Origin of the sequence: Paenibacillus sp. FSL K6-1217, from assembly GCF_045040735.1 — a bacterium.
In the GTDB taxonomy this organism is placed as follows: domain Bacteria; phylum Bacillota; class Bacilli; order Paenibacillales; family Paenibacillaceae; genus Paenibacillus_AQ.
Genome location: NZ_CP150271.1, coordinates 6,632,670 through 6,647,605 on the forward strand (window position 1 = coordinate 6,632,670; position 14,936 = coordinate 6,647,605).

At 54.5% G+C, this 14,936-nt stretch carries 13 protein-coding genes and 1 tRNA gene; 7 read left to right on the forward strand and 7 right to left on the reverse strand.

All coding sequences use genetic code 11. From position 1 onward, the window contains the following. The first annotated feature begins 73 nt into the window (after positions 1-73). On the forward strand, positions 74-1,606 hold the full coding sequence (locus MHH28_RS29310; RefSeq protein WP_405108443.1) for a leucyl aminopeptidase: 1,533 nt from the start codon (positions 74-76) through the stop codon (positions 1,604-1,606). A gap of 127 nt (positions 1,607-1,733) precedes the next feature. Here the strand turns inward: MHH28_RS29310 and MHH28_RS29315 are convergent, their stop codons facing one another. From MHH28_RS29315 to MHH28_RS29330, 4 genes are all read right to left on the reverse strand, one after another. Further along, the gene (locus MHH28_RS29315; protein WP_256707444.1) at positions 1,734-1,865 is read right to left on the reverse strand and encodes a hypothetical protein; all 132 of its coding nucleotides are present in this window, start codon (positions 1,863-1,865) and stop codon (positions 1,734-1,736) included. 111 nt (positions 1,866-1,976) lie between these two features. After that, positions 1,977-2,159: a FeoB-associated Cys-rich membrane protein gene (locus MHH28_RS29320; RefSeq protein WP_405108445.1), complete on the reverse strand. Its 183-nt coding sequence runs from the start codon at positions 2,157-2,159 to the stop codon at positions 1,977-1,979. Positions 2,160-2,202: 43 nt separating this feature from the next. Beyond that, positions 2,203-4,215: a ferrous iron transport protein B gene (gene feoB / locus MHH28_RS29325; protein ID WP_405108448.1), complete on the reverse strand. Its 2,013-nt coding sequence runs from the start codon at positions 4,213-4,215 to the stop codon at positions 2,203-2,205. Beyond that, entirely contained in the window at positions 4,212-4,454 is a 243-nt protein-coding gene (locus MHH28_RS29330; RefSeq protein ID WP_339222940.1) for a FeoA family protein, read from the reverse strand. The genes feoB and MHH28_RS29330 overlap by 4 nt, the downstream gene beginning before the upstream one ends. 218 nt (positions 4,455-4,672) lie before the next feature. Between MHH28_RS29330 and MHH28_RS29335 the strand changes: the two genes are divergently transcribed. The 3 genes from MHH28_RS29335 to MHH28_RS29345 all read left to right on the forward strand — a co-directional run bounded on the left by MHH28_RS29335 (position 4,673) and on the right by MHH28_RS29345 (position 8,095). Continuing rightward, complete coding sequence (locus MHH28_RS29335) at positions 4,673-5,632, forward strand: aldolase catalytic domain-containing protein (protein WP_405108451.1); 960 nt, start codon at positions 4,673-4,675, stop codon at positions 5,630-5,632. Positions 5,633-5,819: 187 nt separating this feature from the next. After that, positions 5,820-7,943 carry a putative bifunctional diguanylate cyclase/phosphodiesterase gene (locus MHH28_RS29340; RefSeq protein ID WP_405108453.1) on the forward strand — a complete coding sequence of 708 codons (2,124 nt, stop codon included), beginning with the start codon at positions 5,820-5,822 and terminating at the stop codon, positions 7,941-7,943. Between the two features lie 78 nt (positions 7,944-8,021). After that, a tRNA-Gly gene (locus MHH28_RS29345) sits at positions 8,022-8,095 on the forward strand. A gap of 277 nt (positions 8,096-8,372) precedes the next feature. Here the strand turns inward: MHH28_RS29345 and MHH28_RS29350 are convergent. After that, entirely contained in the window at positions 8,373-9,728 is a 1,356-nt protein-coding gene (locus MHH28_RS29350; RefSeq protein WP_405108456.1) for a dipeptidase, read from the reverse strand. 299 nt (positions 9,729-10,027) lie between these two features. On the opposite strand from MHH28_RS29350, the gene MHH28_RS29355 reads away from it, so the two are divergent. From MHH28_RS29355 to MHH28_RS29365, 3 genes are all read left to right on the forward strand, one after another. Beyond that, positions 10,028-10,996: a TRM11 family SAM-dependent methyltransferase gene (locus MHH28_RS29355; protein WP_405108459.1), complete on the forward strand. Its 969-nt coding sequence runs from the start codon at positions 10,028-10,030 to the stop codon at positions 10,994-10,996. Between the two features lie 51 nt (positions 10,997-11,047). After that, a complete protein-coding gene (locus tag MHH28_RS29360) occupies positions 11,048-11,665 on the forward strand; it encodes an NUDIX hydrolase (protein WP_405108462.1) in 618 nt (205 codons plus the stop codon). Between the two features lie 202 nt (positions 11,666-11,867). Continuing rightward, on the forward strand, positions 11,868-12,023 hold the full coding sequence (locus tag MHH28_RS29365; protein WP_405108465.1) for a hypothetical protein: 156 nt from the start codon (positions 11,868-11,870) through the stop codon (positions 12,021-12,023). 97 nt (positions 12,024-12,120) lie between these two features. Here the strand turns inward: MHH28_RS29365 and MHH28_RS29370 are convergent, their stop codons facing one another. Further along, entirely contained in the window at positions 12,121-12,549 is a 429-nt protein-coding gene (locus MHH28_RS29370; protein WP_405108468.1) for an ASCH domain-containing protein, read from the reverse strand. Between the two features lie 83 nt (positions 12,550-12,632). Further along, positions 12,633-14,588, reverse strand: a complete 1,956-nt coding sequence (gene abc-f / locus MHH28_RS29375; protein WP_405108471.1) for a ribosomal protection-like ABC-F family protein — start codon at positions 14,586-14,588, stop codon at positions 12,633-12,635. Positions 14,589-14,936 lie beyond the last annotated feature (348 nt).

Below are 14,936 nucleotides of genomic sequence, written 5' to 3' on the forward strand. Positions count from 1 at the left end.
AAGGGCTGATTCCTGCAATGCACGGTCAAGTGCGGGAGATCAGCCTTATCTGCGTCTGTCGGAGGGATGAGGTTTGATTTTTGAATGGAGCAGTGAGGCCGGGACAGCCCCGCCGCAAGGAGATGTGCGATGTCTAATCATCTCGGAGGCGCAGGCACAGGGAGAAGGACTTGCTGCGGACTGGGCCGCGAGAGTCCGCTTATTGTCCGCAGCGGGGCTGTTCAGCGGTAAGCAGGGGCAAGTGTATGTCTTGCCCGTAATGGACCCGCCGGAGCAGCCTGTGGTCATTCTGGCCGGATGCGGAAAGGGCCAGATGGGTATGCCTGAGCTGCGGCAGCTGATGGCGCAGACCGCCAGAGCTGCTTACAGGCTGAAGGCTGCTACGCTCGTTGTGCAGATCCCGGCTGCACTGGGCGGACCGGCCGGGGCGCTGATGGCGGAGCAGGCCGGGCAGGCCATCGCGGAAGGGCTAGTCCTGGGATCATACCGCAGGAGACAATATAAGTTGGAGCAAGCGTTCTATGCAGGTCTGGATACAGTACAGCTGCGCATGGAACGTAAGAGCGAAGCAGCGGAAGAGGAAGCCTGGAGACAGGGAATCAAGCGGGGCCAGGCCTTGGGGGAGGCTGCCAACCTTGCCCGTGATCTGACCAACCGTCCGGGGAATCTGCTGACTCCTTCGGGTCTTGCGGTGGCCGCTATTGAGATCGCTGAACGGCACGGGCTTCCGGCTGAAGTGCTGGATGAACGTGAACTGGAGCTTAAGGGAATGGGCGGACTGCTCGCGGTAGGCCACGGAAGCGTGAATCCTCCCCGCATGATTGTCATCCGTTATCAGGGGACCAGTCAGTGGGAGAACGCAGTTGCCATTGTCGGCAAAGGAATAACCTTCGATACCGGGGGCATCTCCCTGAAGCGGGCAGCCGGCATGGAGAGCATGTTCAGTGATATGGCCGGGGCCGCAGCCGTCCTGGCGGTTATGGATGCGCTGGGGCATTTGCGCCCCAAGGTCAATGTGGTCATGCTGATTCCGGCGGCTGAGAATATGCCGGCGGCGAATGCTTTTAAACCGGGTGATATTATTACTTCCCTCAGTGGAAGAACGATCGAGATTATCAATACCGATGCGGAAGGCCGGATCATTCTGGGGGACGCGCTTACTTACGCCCGGCAGTGGGGGGCACAGCGGATCATTGACGTAGCCACGCTGACAGGGGCTGTAGCGTCCATTCTGGGCGATGTGGCTACAGGGGCTGTTACCAATGACCAAGCATTCCTGGAAGAGATTCTGGTGGCCTCCAGGCTGTCCGGGGAGCAGATCTGGCCGTTGCCCGTCTATCCTGAATTCCGGGAGCTGCTGACCAGCGAGGTTGCCGATCTCCGCAATGCTGCCGGAAGATATGGAGCTGCCAGCACGGCGGGGCTGTTCATTGGAGAATTCGCCGAAGGGCTGCCGTGGGTGCATCTTGATATTGCCGGCACAGCCTTTCTGTCTGCGGAACGGGGAGTGAATCCCAAGGGGGCCACGGGCGTAATGGTCCGCACCTTGCTGGAATACCTGCTACGCGCTGCGGCTGAGCCGGATAACTTCTCCGCAGAAACCTAGCCGGGCGCTGAAGCAACCCTGGCCCGAATCGTATGAACAGTCAAACAGCCGCAGGTCCTCAGTTTCCTGAGACCTGCGGCTGTTTGTGGAATTGGGGTCTTGATCCGTATAACAGACGGATGGCAGCCTATTTACGGGCTTTCATCTGAGCGGTCAGGGATTGGACGCCATTCATAATTTTATCGCGGGTATTCTTATTCTTCAGCAAGTAGGCGGCTCCCAAGGCTACCGTTGTAAACAAAGTCTTCTTGGTGTTCATGGTCATTCCTCCTTGGCTATAGTCTGTTTGTAAAAGCTTATAACTAACATACCCGCATGCCGAGGTTTCTAAACGAAAGAATACTAAGTCTGTATCAGCCAGAGCCGCATCCTAGCGCTTGCTGCCCATGGTTGCACTGCCGCAGGACAGAGGTGAATCCATCGCTGCTGCGGGGCAGGTCTTGCCCTTGTCACAGCCGGCACAGGCCCCTTGCTTGCCCTTCTGCACATGACGGTAGATCATCCAGCCGGAGTATCCGAATATTAGCGTTACAATCACAATATTAACGATCATTGCTCTCTTCGCTTCCTCTCAATATAAGTTGGACTTGCCGGGGCTACGACCATCCGAGCAGACGTCCTCCTTGATAGATCACCAGTGACACCGCATAGGCCAATACCAGGGAGTAACCCATGGAGAAGAATGTCCATTTCCAGGAGGCAGTCTCCTTCTTGATCACGCCGACAGTGGCCAGGCAGGGAATGTAGAGCAGGATAAAGGCCATGAAGCTGATCGAGCTGAGCGGCGTAAAGACTGAAGCAATCTGACCTTCCAGTCCCGCTGCATCCGGGGCATGATAGATGATGTTCATGGTGGAGACCACCACCTCCTTAGCGAGGAAGCCGGGCACCAGGGTAGAGCCGGCCTGCCACGTTCCGAAGCCGAGCGGTTGCAGCAGCGGGGCGATGAAGCCGCCGAATTTAGCCAGGAAGGAATGATCCATGTCTACATTGAAGCCGCCGGGACCGGCGTAGGACATCAGCCAGATCAGGACCGAGCCGGCCAGGATGATGGTCCCTGCTTTGCGCAGGAAGCCTTTGCCCTTCTCCCAGGTGCTGCGGCCCAGTGTCTTCAATTGCGGCATCCGGTACGGAGGCAGCTCGATAATGAAGATAGACGTCTCATTCTTGAACAGGTGCTTGGAGAAGAACTTACACAGAATCAGGGCAAATACAACCCCCATGACATACATGGAGAGCACAGCTGTGGCCTGCTGGGCAGGGAAGAAGACCGCTGCGAACAGCAGATATACCGGCAGCCTGGCCGAACAGGACATCAGCGGCATAAGCAGTGTCGTCAGCAGCCGGTCCTTGGGCTGTTCAATGCTCCGGGCAGCCATAATCGCCGGTACGTTGCAGCCGAAGCCGATAATGAACGGAATGAAGGCCTTGCCGTTCAGTCCCATCCGTTCCATCGTGCTGTCCATCAGCAGGCAGACACGGGCCATATAGCCGGAATCCTCCAGGAAGGAGATCATCAGGAACAGGATGAATATCTGCGGGACAAATACAAGCACGCCGCCCACCCCGCCGATCAGCCCATCCACGATCAGAGCGTGCGTGAATTCCGAAGCCCCGATCGTCTGCAGCAGCGAATTCGTCCAATCGCTGAGCTGGCCGCCGATGAAGCCATCCAAGAGATCCGACAACGGCCCGCCGATCCAGTCAAAGGTCGTTTTGAACATGGCATACATGAAGACGATGAACAGGGGGAGTCCGAGAAAACGGTGGGTGAGGATGGAATCCAGACGTTCGGTCAGATTATGCGGTTTTTGCCCAGTAGAGTCTATAGCGTCAGCGCATACCTTGCGGATGTAGTCCATGCGCACCGAGCGAATCCACTGGGGAAGGGTCAGGGCGAGCTTCTCCTGCTGCAGCCGGGTCTGGCAGGCCTCTGCCATCAGCAGCAAGCCGGAAATATCCATCCGCTTCTTGAGCAAGTCCAGGATTACCGGGTTCTGCTCCATCAGCTGCAGAGCCACCCAGCGGAGGTTAGGCAGACCTGAGATCTGCTGTAAATGCGTAACAATGGAGGCTATAGCTTCTTCAGCGGTTTCGCCATAATTCAGCTTGAAGGTTACAGGCGGGATATGGGACGGCTGCTCCAGCACGCTCAGCACCTGACTGGTTCCTTTGCCTGTCCGGGCGATCAGCGGCAGCACGGGAATGCCGAGCCTGTCCTTAAGGATGTCGGGGTTCACCTGAATACCGCGTGCCTTGGCGACATCCGTCATATTGAGACCCAGGATTGTCGGCTTGCCGTATTCGAGCAGTTGCAGGGTAAGCAGCAGGTTCCGTTCCAATTGCGAGGCGTCAACTATATTGATAAGGGCTTCAGGGGTTTCTTCGATCAGATATTGTGCGGCTACGCCCTCATCGCGGGAGAGGGGGTGAAGAGAGTAGATTCCGGGCAAATCGATCAGCTTGCCGGCTCCGTTCTTCAGACTGCCGATTTTTTTCTCAACCGTAACGCCTGCCCAGTTCCCTACGTATTCGTAGGAAGAAGTCAGGGTATTGAACAGCGAGGTTTTCCCGGTGTTGGGATTCCCCACAAGTGCGATAGAGCTCATGAGACCTTCACCTCTATCATAGATGCTTCCTTCCGCCGGATAGCAAATAGCTGACCGTTGCATTCAAGCGTAATCGGACCCATGAAAGGCCCTTTGCCCTTGAGCCGGATCATTACACCCTCAGATACTCCCAGATCAGCCAGACGGCGGCGCAAGATAGGGTTCATGCCTTCGATTCTTTGAATGGAGCCGGTGGAGCCTGGTTGCAGACGCAGCAAGGAGCAGGATGTTAAAGCCATTGTTATCCCTCCGAAAGAGACTGATAATCAATCTCAATGATTTCTTGTAATGTAGCATTTTATTGTCAATTATTCTGTGATTAATGTCATTGCTTCTGTTCGCGAAAATGGATATGGAGATTGCTGAAATTTTCTTTACAATATCTTCTTCATTAAAGTATGATTGAACGATAATATAAGCATAGTACTTAAGAGATACCCCGAAGGGAGAACAGACTGTGAAGACTAATCATAGTAAAATTGTCGATTGTACCATCCGTGATGGGGGATTGGTGAATAACTGGGATTTCAGTGTTGAATTTGTTCAGAAATTATATGCCGGACTGAATGAAGCCGGTGTTGATTATATGGAAATCGGGTATAAGAACTCGCCGAAGCTGCTCAAAGGGGCAGAGGGTGCAGGCCCTTGGCGCTTTTTGAATGATGATTTCCTGCGTAAGGTGATTCCGCAAAAAGGGCATACGAAGCTGTCGGCTCTGGTCGATATCGGCCGTGTAGACGAGAATGATATTCTGCCCCGCAGCGAGAGCATGCTCGATCTGATCCGCGTGGCCTGCTACAGCAAGGATGTGGACAAGGCCCTCCAGCTGGTGCAGACGTTCCATGACCTGGGCTATGAGACGACTATCAATATTATGGCTCTGTCCAATGTGATGGAGAATGAGCTGCTGGAAGCCTTCGAGCAGATCCGCGAGAGCGTGGTTGATGTGGTCTATATCGTGGATTCTTACGGCAGCCTGGATCATAATGACTTTCATTACCTGGTAGAGAAGTTCAAGACGCATTTGCCGGAGAAGCGGCTCGGTGTGCATACCCACAACAATCTTCAATTGGCCTTCTCCAATACGCTGATTGCAGCCGAGAAGGGGGTAGAACTGCTGGACGCTTCCTGTTATGGAATGGGCCGCGCCGCAGGCAACTGTCCTACAGAGCTGCTGGTAACCCATCTGAAGAATACGAATTATACGCTCCGTCCTGTTCTGGATATCGTTGAGAACCTGATGATCCCCCTGCGGGAGAAGGAAGAGTGGGGCTATATCATTCCGTATATGATTACAGGAACGCTGGATGAGCATCCCCGCTCGGCTATGGCGCTGCGATCTTCGGCCGATAAAGATAAGGCGGTTGACTTCTATGACAAACTGACAACACCTGAGGTCAATTTCGGGGACAAATAACCGTCTGGTAGGAGAAAGCACTGGCCTCTATTTGTAGGCAGGTGCTTTTTTTCTGCCGGAGCCGCCTCCTTGCAATATTGTAGGTGATCAATGTAACTTTACGGAGCCGTCTGGCCGATATTTATACATAGGACATCATACACATCCATCTGATTTTATAGATATTATTTTTAGACGCGAGGGACTTATGAGACAAGAAGAGAGAAAGACGATTCATGCGGCTATTCTAGGGGCTGCGCTGTTCCTTCTGATTCAGATTTTTCGTACACCGCTGGGCCAAATAGAGGACAAGGATTTGCTTATGGCGCTTTATCTTATTTTGGGCTGCTGCACGGTGTCGTTCGGGTTTGCGATTTTTGCCCAGGGCTGGCTGCTGTTCGCCAATAGTTTATCCAGGGCCAGGCTGTACACCTCCGCATTGTTTCTGGGAGTGAGCATCTTCGACTTCCTTCATGTGCTCGGGTTTGTAGGTATTCCCGGAATCACCTCGTATATCAGCCCGGGGCAGTCTTTATGGCTCCTGACGTTCTCCCGGCTGGCCAGTGCACTGGGGATTATGCTTATCTTCAGCAGGGCAGACCAGCCCGTAGGAACCGGCGGCAAGGGGAAGGTGTACAGGAATTCTTTTGTGGTCATTCTGCTGTGTTTGGCTGTGTTTGGCCTCGGCAACCTGATTGTCTCCGGGCTGGCGGACGAACCACGGGCAGAAACAACCAGAGATCTGATGAATATGGCAATCCTGTTCGTCTATTTGCTGGGCGCTGCGATTATTATCTATCCGGGCAAAAATGAGAAGTCGGCTTCTCTGCTGATTATTATCCGTTCCCTGGTATTCTTCTCGCTGGGCCAGGTCTTCTTCATGAATCTGTTCAGTGTCGGAGAGCTGGATTATCTCTTCGGGATGCTCAGCAGCGCAGCGGCGTATTATCTTCTGCTGACCGGAGTCTACAGGTTGACGATTGAGGAGCCGTTCCAGGAGAGCCAGCAGGCGGAAGCGCGGATTAATTATCTGGCGTACCACGATGAGCTGACAGGCCTTCCGAACAGACGCCGCCTGATGCAGCGTATGGAAGAGGTGGTGCACCAGAGCGAGCAGGACAAAAGCCGCGGCTTCGCCGGCCTGGTCATTATGAACATCAACCATTTCAAGAATATCAATGACTCCCTTGGCCATTATGCAGGAGATCTGCTGCTGCAGCTGGTCGCCCGCCGGATTGGGGACGAGGTCAGAGTCAATGAAGAGCTGTACAGCATGGGGGCGGACGAGTTTGCTTTTCTGATGACGGAGCGGACGGGTCTGGAGAATTGTCTGGTCCGGGCGGGAGAGCTGCTGCGCCTGTTCGAGACACCGGTAGGCCTGGAGTCGGGCGAATACCATATCTCGCTGAGTATGGGGGTAAGCATTTATCCCGGGGATGGAGATACGGCAGAACAGCTGATACAGAATGCGGATACAGCGGTGCACAATGCCAAGGAGCAGGGGGTGGAGATCCGCCGCTATATTCCGGCCATGCAGATGAAGGCGAAGGAACGCCTCAAGCTGGAGAACGATCTGCGCCGTGCGCTGGAGCGGGGGGAGTTCTATCTGGTCTATCAGCCCCAGGTCCTGCTGGAGACAGAAGAGATTGTCGGCATGGAGGCGCTGCTGCGCTGGAACCATCCCAAACGCGGCTTGGTCTCTCCGGTGGATTTCATTCCTATCGCCGAAGAGAGCGGGCTAATTGTTCCCATTGGGGAATGGGTGCTTAAGACGGCTTGTATGCAGAATAAAATGTGGCAGGATGCCGGCTATCATCCGATTTGTGTGTCGATTAACCTCTCGATGCGCCAGTTCCTGCAGCCCAATCTGGCCGGCAAGATTGATGCCATCCTGAAGGACATCGGTCTCGATCCCTGCTATGTGGATTTGGAGATTACCGAGAGTATGACCCTGGACAAGGAGACCGCCTTCGACCAGCTGAACCGTCTCAAAAGACTTGGCGTGTGCATCAGCATTGATGATTTCGGCACAGGCTACAGCTCGCTGCATTATCTGAAGAATATGCCGATTGACCGCCTGAAGATCGACCGTTCCTTCGTATCCGATGTCATGGAGGACAGCAACAATGCGGCGATTGTCTCAACGATTACCTCGATGGCCCACCATTTGAAGCTCAAGGTCACCGCCGAAGGCGTGGAGAACAAGGAGCAGCTGCACTTTCTGCGCCAGCAGCATTGCCATGAGGCCCAAGGGTATCTGTTCAGCAAGCCGGTGAAGGCGGCGGAGTTTGAACTGTCCTTCCTGAAGCCACTGCTGGAAATACCGTCATAACCTCCGGGTTCCGAAGCTAATAGGGTTGCAATTTATTCATAGTGATGCTACAATGTTTCTTGTACTCGTTTTTGAGTTGCGGGTGTAGTTCAATGGTAGAACTTCAGCCTTCCAAGCTGATAGCGTGGGTTCGATTCCCATCACCCGCTCCATATTTAACTTCCGAAATCCTTGTCCGCAAGGGTTTTTTTGTTGTGTAGGAAACTATAGTCTAATGCTGCTGTGGAGAGGGTGTGTGTTGGACTAAATGTATATGGAAAACAGCATACATTGTGCTCGCAATCAGGCGCACGGCCTAATGTATGTCAAAAACAGCATACATTGTGCTGGTGTGAGAGTGAGAGGCCGGATTTATGCAAAACAAACAAAAAGCAGCCAGGCCCCCGATCCTTCGGGGGCCTGGCTGTATTAAGTGTCAGTAAAGAGTGATTAGACGGTCTTCAGGAACTCGACAAGGGTCAGCAGACCCTTGTCGAAGTTCTCCAGGTTGAAATGCTCGTCCGGCGCGTGCAGGTTCTCGTCATCGAGTCCGAAGCCCATCAGGACGACCGGCGCCTTCAGGATGCGGGAGAAGCTCTCCATGATCGGGATGGAGCCGCCGTCTTTGGTGAAGAGAGCGCGGGTGCCGTAGACCTTGCCGTAAGCATCGGCAGCGGTCTGCAGAATCGGGTGCGACGGATCGATGTTGAAGGCGCGTGCCTTCTCCATCTGCTTCACTTGAACCTTGGCGCCCTGCTGAATATTGGCCTTCAGATGAGCTTCAACGGCATCCAGGATGTGCTGCGGGTCCTGGTCGCCGACCAGGCGGCAGGTAATCTTGGCATGGGCTTCCTTCGGGATTACCGTCTTGCTGCCTTCGCCTTGGAAGCCGCCGTATACGCCGTTCAGCTCCAGTGTCGGACGCGCGCCGACCCGTTCCACGAAGGTGTAGCCTTCTTCGCCGTACAATTGCTCCAGGCCGAGGGCGGTCCGGATTTTGTCTTCATCCACGCCCTGCTTGGCGAACTCTTCGCGCAGCAGCGGGGACAGGGCAGGCACGCCTTCGTAGAAGCCTTCTACCGATACGCGGCCCTTGTCATCGTGCAGAGTGCTGAGCAGCGAGACCAGCGCATGCAGCGCATTGGGAACGCCGCCGCCGTAGGAGCCGGAGTGCAGATCGGTCAAGGCGGTGTTCACTGTGATTTCCATTGAGCACAGGCCGCGGAGTCCGGTGCAGATGGCCGGGCGTCCGCGTTCCAGCAGGGAAGTGTCCGAGACGAGGACGGCATCTGCCGCGAGCTTGTCCTGGTTGGCTTCCAGGAAGGGCGGCAGGTTGACGCTGCCGATCTCCTCTTCGCCTTCGATGCAGAGCTTGATGTTGACCGGCAGAGTGCCCTCCTGCTTGAGGATAGCCTCGATGGCTTTGATATGCATGAATACCTGGCCTTTGTCGTCTGTAGCACCGCGCGCATACAGCTTGCCGTCACGGATCTCCGGTTCAAACGGAGGCGTAGTCCACAGGTTCAGCGGATCAACCGGCTGCACATCATAATGTCCGTAGACCAGGATGGTCGGCTTGCCGGGGGCATGCAGGTAATCGGCGTAGATGACCGGATGACCGGCTGTAGGGTGCAGCTCGATATTCTCAAGTCCCGCACGCTTCAGGGTATCTACCAGCCAGCCGGCAGCGGTGTTGATATCTTCCTTGTGGCTGGACAGCGCTGAAATGCTGGGGATCGCCAGCCATTGCTTGAGTTCGGAGAGCTGGGCTTCGCGCTCAGCCTGAAAATAAGTTTCGTATGACATTGTGGGTATGTACCTCCTTGGAATTCGCTGCTTAATACCACAGCTACCCGTATTATGCGGCGAAAGGCATAACGGAGGGTCTCTGCGGCTCAGGTTCGGCAGTGTAATGCATTCATTATACTGGAGATATCCCGAGGGATCAAAAAAGGATTGTCCCAGCCCTTCATCAAAGGGCGGCCGGAGGTGCGTAGCTTGCGGAACAGTTCCTTGCAGGCTGTTGATTACTGGCAGTAACCGTGATAGACTTACTTAGTTTAAGCAAAGGAACCGCCGAGCGCGGCGGAAGCGACAGGAGCGAAATGGAAGTGTCAGCGAATATACCTGTAAGTGACGAACCGTTATATATATATACTTATGCCCATTCACCGGATGAGACCTCGTTATGCGGGATGGAGCTGCGCTGCCTGTTCGGCCGCGAGATTCCTCCGGCTATATTTGCAAGCGGGGTTCAGGTGGATGTCAGCCGCAGTCCTTTTATGAAAGAGCGGATTGATGTGATGTACGAAGGAGACACGCTGCCGGAGATCTACAAGCAAACTGAGCAGGTAGAGGTTACGGGGCGGAGCTTCAAGGTTATTTTTGTGAAGACCAATGATCTGGCTCCTGAGCATAAAATCGAATACGGTGAGCGCAGATTAATTGAGCGGGAAATCGGCATGCGGATTGAGGGAGAGGCGGATGTGAACCATCCGGAGCTGGTGTACGGGATTGTAACACTCGGCGGACGCTGGTACTTCGGTGCTTATCATAAGAACAATGCAACCTGGTTCCGGCAGATGAAAAAGCCCCGCAGCTACTCCATAGCGCTCAGCACACGGGTAGCCCGGGCAGCGGTCAATATGGCGGTTCCCCGCATACCCGGTGTGAGAATGATCGATCCCTGCTGCGGAATAGGAACGGTAATGGTAGAGGCGCTCTCGATGGGAATCGATGTCGTCGGCCGTGATATTAACCCGCTCATTGCGGCCGGTGCGCGGACGAATATCGCCCATTTCGGCTTCGAGAGCGAAGTGACACTCGGGGATATTGCAGACATAGAGGAGCATTACGATGCGGCCATCGTGGATATGCCCTATAATTTGTATTCACGGATTACCCCTGAAGAGCAGTTTGCGATTCTAAGTCATACGCGGCGGATTGCGGATAGAGTTGTCATTGTGGCAATTGAGGCTGTGGATGAGATGATTGCTGCGGCCGGTTTTACGATTGTAGACCGTTGTGTAGCGCGAAAAGGTGCGTTCTCCCGTCATTTGATGCTTTGCGAGTAGGGCGACTGGAAGAAATAGCGTAAGCTAAATCCGAGTGAAGGCGGTGTGCTTGTGGAACCGAAATGGTTAACCTGGGCCAAAGAAATTCAAGGGATTGCCCAGACCGGGCTGACGTATGCCAAGGATGTATATGATATTGAGCGTTATCAGGCGCTGCGCGAGCTGAGCGTGGATATTCTGGCGAACTATACGTATGAGAGCAAGGAGCGTATCCGGCTCTCCTTCGCGGGCGAGGACGGGTATAGCACACCTAAGGTAGATATCCGGGGAGTTATTTTTCAGGATGATAAAATTCTGCTCGTACACGAGAAGCTCGACGGAAAATGGGCACTGCCCGGAGGGTGGGCAGACATCGGCCTGTCACCAAGTGAGGTGGCTGTCAAAGAGATTGCCGAGGAATCCGGCTATCAGGCGGAAGCGGTCCGTCTGCTTGCCGTACTGGATAAGAAGTTCCATCAGCATCCGCCGGAGCCGTACCATGTCTACAAAATGTTCATTCTCTGCCGGATTACCGGAGGGGAAGCGGCGGGCGGTGTGGAGACGAGCGCTGCGGCCTTTTTTGCCGAGAATGAATTACCTGAGTTGTCTGAAGAGCGTAACACGGCGGAGCAACTGCACACTCTGTTTCAATATTTACATCATCCCGAAAAGGCAGTAATATTGGACTAAAGAACTGCATATAATAGATAACCAAGAGTGTATATAAGTTTTCGAGATACATTTTTTGGTTAATGTTATTTATGTAAGCCTTTACAAAAATATTCCGCTGAGCCTTTATATCTAAAAAAATGTTCGGAATTGCATCTTTTTGGGCCTGGCGGTCTACATTTTTTCCTCTGCTTTGACGATAAGAATTTTAGGAGGGGATCACATGGAACAAGAAGAGCTAAGACTTCCGCTTGCGCAAGAGGGATTATCCAGGCCCGTAGAAGGCAATATCGCCACCGGCCTCGTATGGGGTGTCCTGATCAGTATTCCCTTATGGATCTCGTTGATTGGCTGGATGATGGGGATCTGGAAATTCTAAGTCCCGTCCGCAGCCACTGTCATATATCCCAATGAACTGCACATATACAATGAAGGCTGCCTCTTCGAAGCGAAGAAGCAGCCTTTTTATGCTGAAATTACAATTCGTTGTTAATATCCACCAGCCGGAAGGTCTCGCAGACCACCCTCATCTCCGGGTCGAAGGGCTTGCCCTCACGCTGCAGCTCCCTGGTGAAAAACACTTCATGCTCGTAGCGCCAGGATTCAAGGCTGCGGTCATCTTCCCCTTCCGAATAGGCAAATTCAGCCGTTACCTCAGCGAACGGAACGACCTCCACCTTCGTCGTCTCGATGATCGCACGCGGCTGCCCCTGACTGTCCAACAGGATGGACAACCCGCCTGCAAAAGGCATGGCCAGCCCCTGCGCTTCAATCAGCTCATAATTCTGTGCAGTTCCGGTCTTGATTCCGCTCAGCACCAGCTCCAGCAGTTCATCTGCCAGCCGGGGATTGTCGCCGAACGCCCAGGCGCTGTCGAATTTGTCCGCCGCCTCTGGATGATTCACAAGATAACTCTCCCAATATTTCGTAATTTCCGGGGTTAATGTCATTACGGTCACCTCTATCTTAGATTTAGTGTGTCTACCATTCACATATCCGCTTCGTTTAACCAGCCGCTGTACAGCTCATCGAGCTTCTGCTGCGCGGTATCTCTCATTCCTTGCAGCTCTGCCAGCTTCTCCGCATTGCTGGACAGCTGCGGGTCCAGCATTTCGGCATCGATCCGGGCGAGCCTGGACTCCGCCTCAGCGATGTCCTGCTCCCATGAAGCGGTCATACTGGGCTTGCGGCTCGGACCGGCAGCGGCGGATGGTGATGTCTCTGCCCGCCCGTTTACCGGTCGGGGCTTGCCGGTGCTGCCCGCATGAGTTTCCGGCGTCATCGCCGCCTGCCGCTCCAAGGCTGCGGCTTGTTCGGCCTGCTTCTCCTTATAATATTCGTAGTTGCCGGAGAAGGAGGCGAAACGTCCGCCGTCAATATGCCAAAGCTTGCCGAAGCAGCAGTTGATGAAATAACGGTCATGGGATACCGCCAGCACGGTGCCGGGGAACTCCTCCAGCGCTTCCTCCAGCGCCTCGCGGGAATCGATATCCAGATGGTTGGTCGGCTCATCCAGAATCAGCAGATTCGGCCTCTTGTGCATCAGGACCGCGAAGCGCAGCCGGGTCCATTCGCCTCCCGAGAGATTGGTGATGCTCTTGAAGACATCGCTGCCGTAGAAGAGGAAGCGGGCGAGCTGGCCGCGGGCTTCGCCTTCTTCAAGTCCGGCCTCCTCGCGGAAATACCGCAGCACGGTGTGGCCGTTATTCTCCGGCACAGCTTCCTGGGACAGATAACCGGCCACGGCTCTGGAAGCGAGCGTACAGCTTCCGCTGTCCGGGGCTTCCTGGCCGAGGATGATCTTCAGCAGGGTACTTTTGCCTGCTCCGTTGCCGCCGATCAGTGCCGTGGTCTCGCCGTATCTTAGAATATCACTGGCGGCCGAGAAGAGCCTGCGCTCGCCGTAAGACTTGCTGATCCGGTCCAGGATGACGACCTGGTTGCCGGTCCGGTCCTCCTGCTGAAGCTGCAGATCCATGGACTTCCGCTCCAGGATCGGGCGTTTGACCTTGACCATCCGGTCCAGCGCCTTCTGCATGGACGCCGCACGGCGGTGGAAGGAAGGGTTCGGCGGATTGGAGCGGTTGCCCCATTCAATCAGCCTTTTGATACTCTCCTGCATCTGCTTGATCTTCTTCTGCTGCTCCTGATAGTCGGCAAATTGCTGAAGCAGCCGGGCTTCCTTCTCTACCTGATAGCCGCTGTAGTTCGTATGGAAGGTGAAAGCCTCCCCGTCTTCAATCTCGATGACCTTCTTCACCACGGCATCGAGGAAATAACGGTCATGGGAGATAGCCAGCACCGTGCCATCATAGCTCTGGAGGAATTGCTCCAGCCACTCGATAGCCTCCATGTCCAGATGGTTGGTCGGCTCATCAAGCAGTAGGATGTCGGGACGGCGCAGCAGCAGCTCGGCCAGCCCCACCTTGGTCTTCTCGCCGCCGGAGAGGGAAGAGAAGCGGCGGTCATACTGCTCTGTTCCGATCCCAAGCCCTGTGGCTACGCGCTGTATCGAGGCTTCCAGCTCATAGCCGCCTGCGGCCTCGAACTTCTCCTGGAGGGTGCCGTATTCCTTAAGCAGCCGGTTCCAGGCCTGCTCGTCTTCGCCCGCCCCGGAAGAGGACATCTCCTGCTCTAACTCCCGCAGACGGCGCTGCCAGCCGAGCTGCTCTGCGAAGCTGCGCTGGAGGACGGCATAGACCGTCTCGTTGTCGTTCACCTCCTGAATCTGGGCAAGCAGGCCAATGATGCTGCCCCGGCGGATGGAGAGCTGCCCTTGATCCGGGCGTTCTTCACCGCTCAGCAGGTGGAAGAGGGTGGTTTTGCCGCAGCCGTTGCGGCCGATCAGGCCGATTTTTTCGCCTTGGCGGATATCGAAGGTGACATCGCTCAGGACGAGCTGGGCACCGTGGTATTTTTGGATATTTTGACATGAGATAATCATCGTTAGGCTCCTTTTATTAGAATGCCCTCTGCTCCACCGCTTCTGGTAATCCGAATTATCCGGTCATAAGCACATAAAAAAGCCGCAGGGAAATTTCCCTGCGGCCTGAGAATTCTTCGGGTTAAGACAACCGTAGAAGTGTAGGCGAGAAAGGCATTTCACAATGTTGTAGTGTTATTGAGTTCGTGTAAATGGACAGACTTCTCCCGTTGTCCGATTTAGCATGAACGATGCCAGCCATAATATTAATCAGCCGGCTGCTAACACTGTTGGTCCGATTGTGATCCATTCTCCTACACCTCCTTTTTGATAAATGTAAAGCTAGTGTACCCAAAAATCCCGGAATAA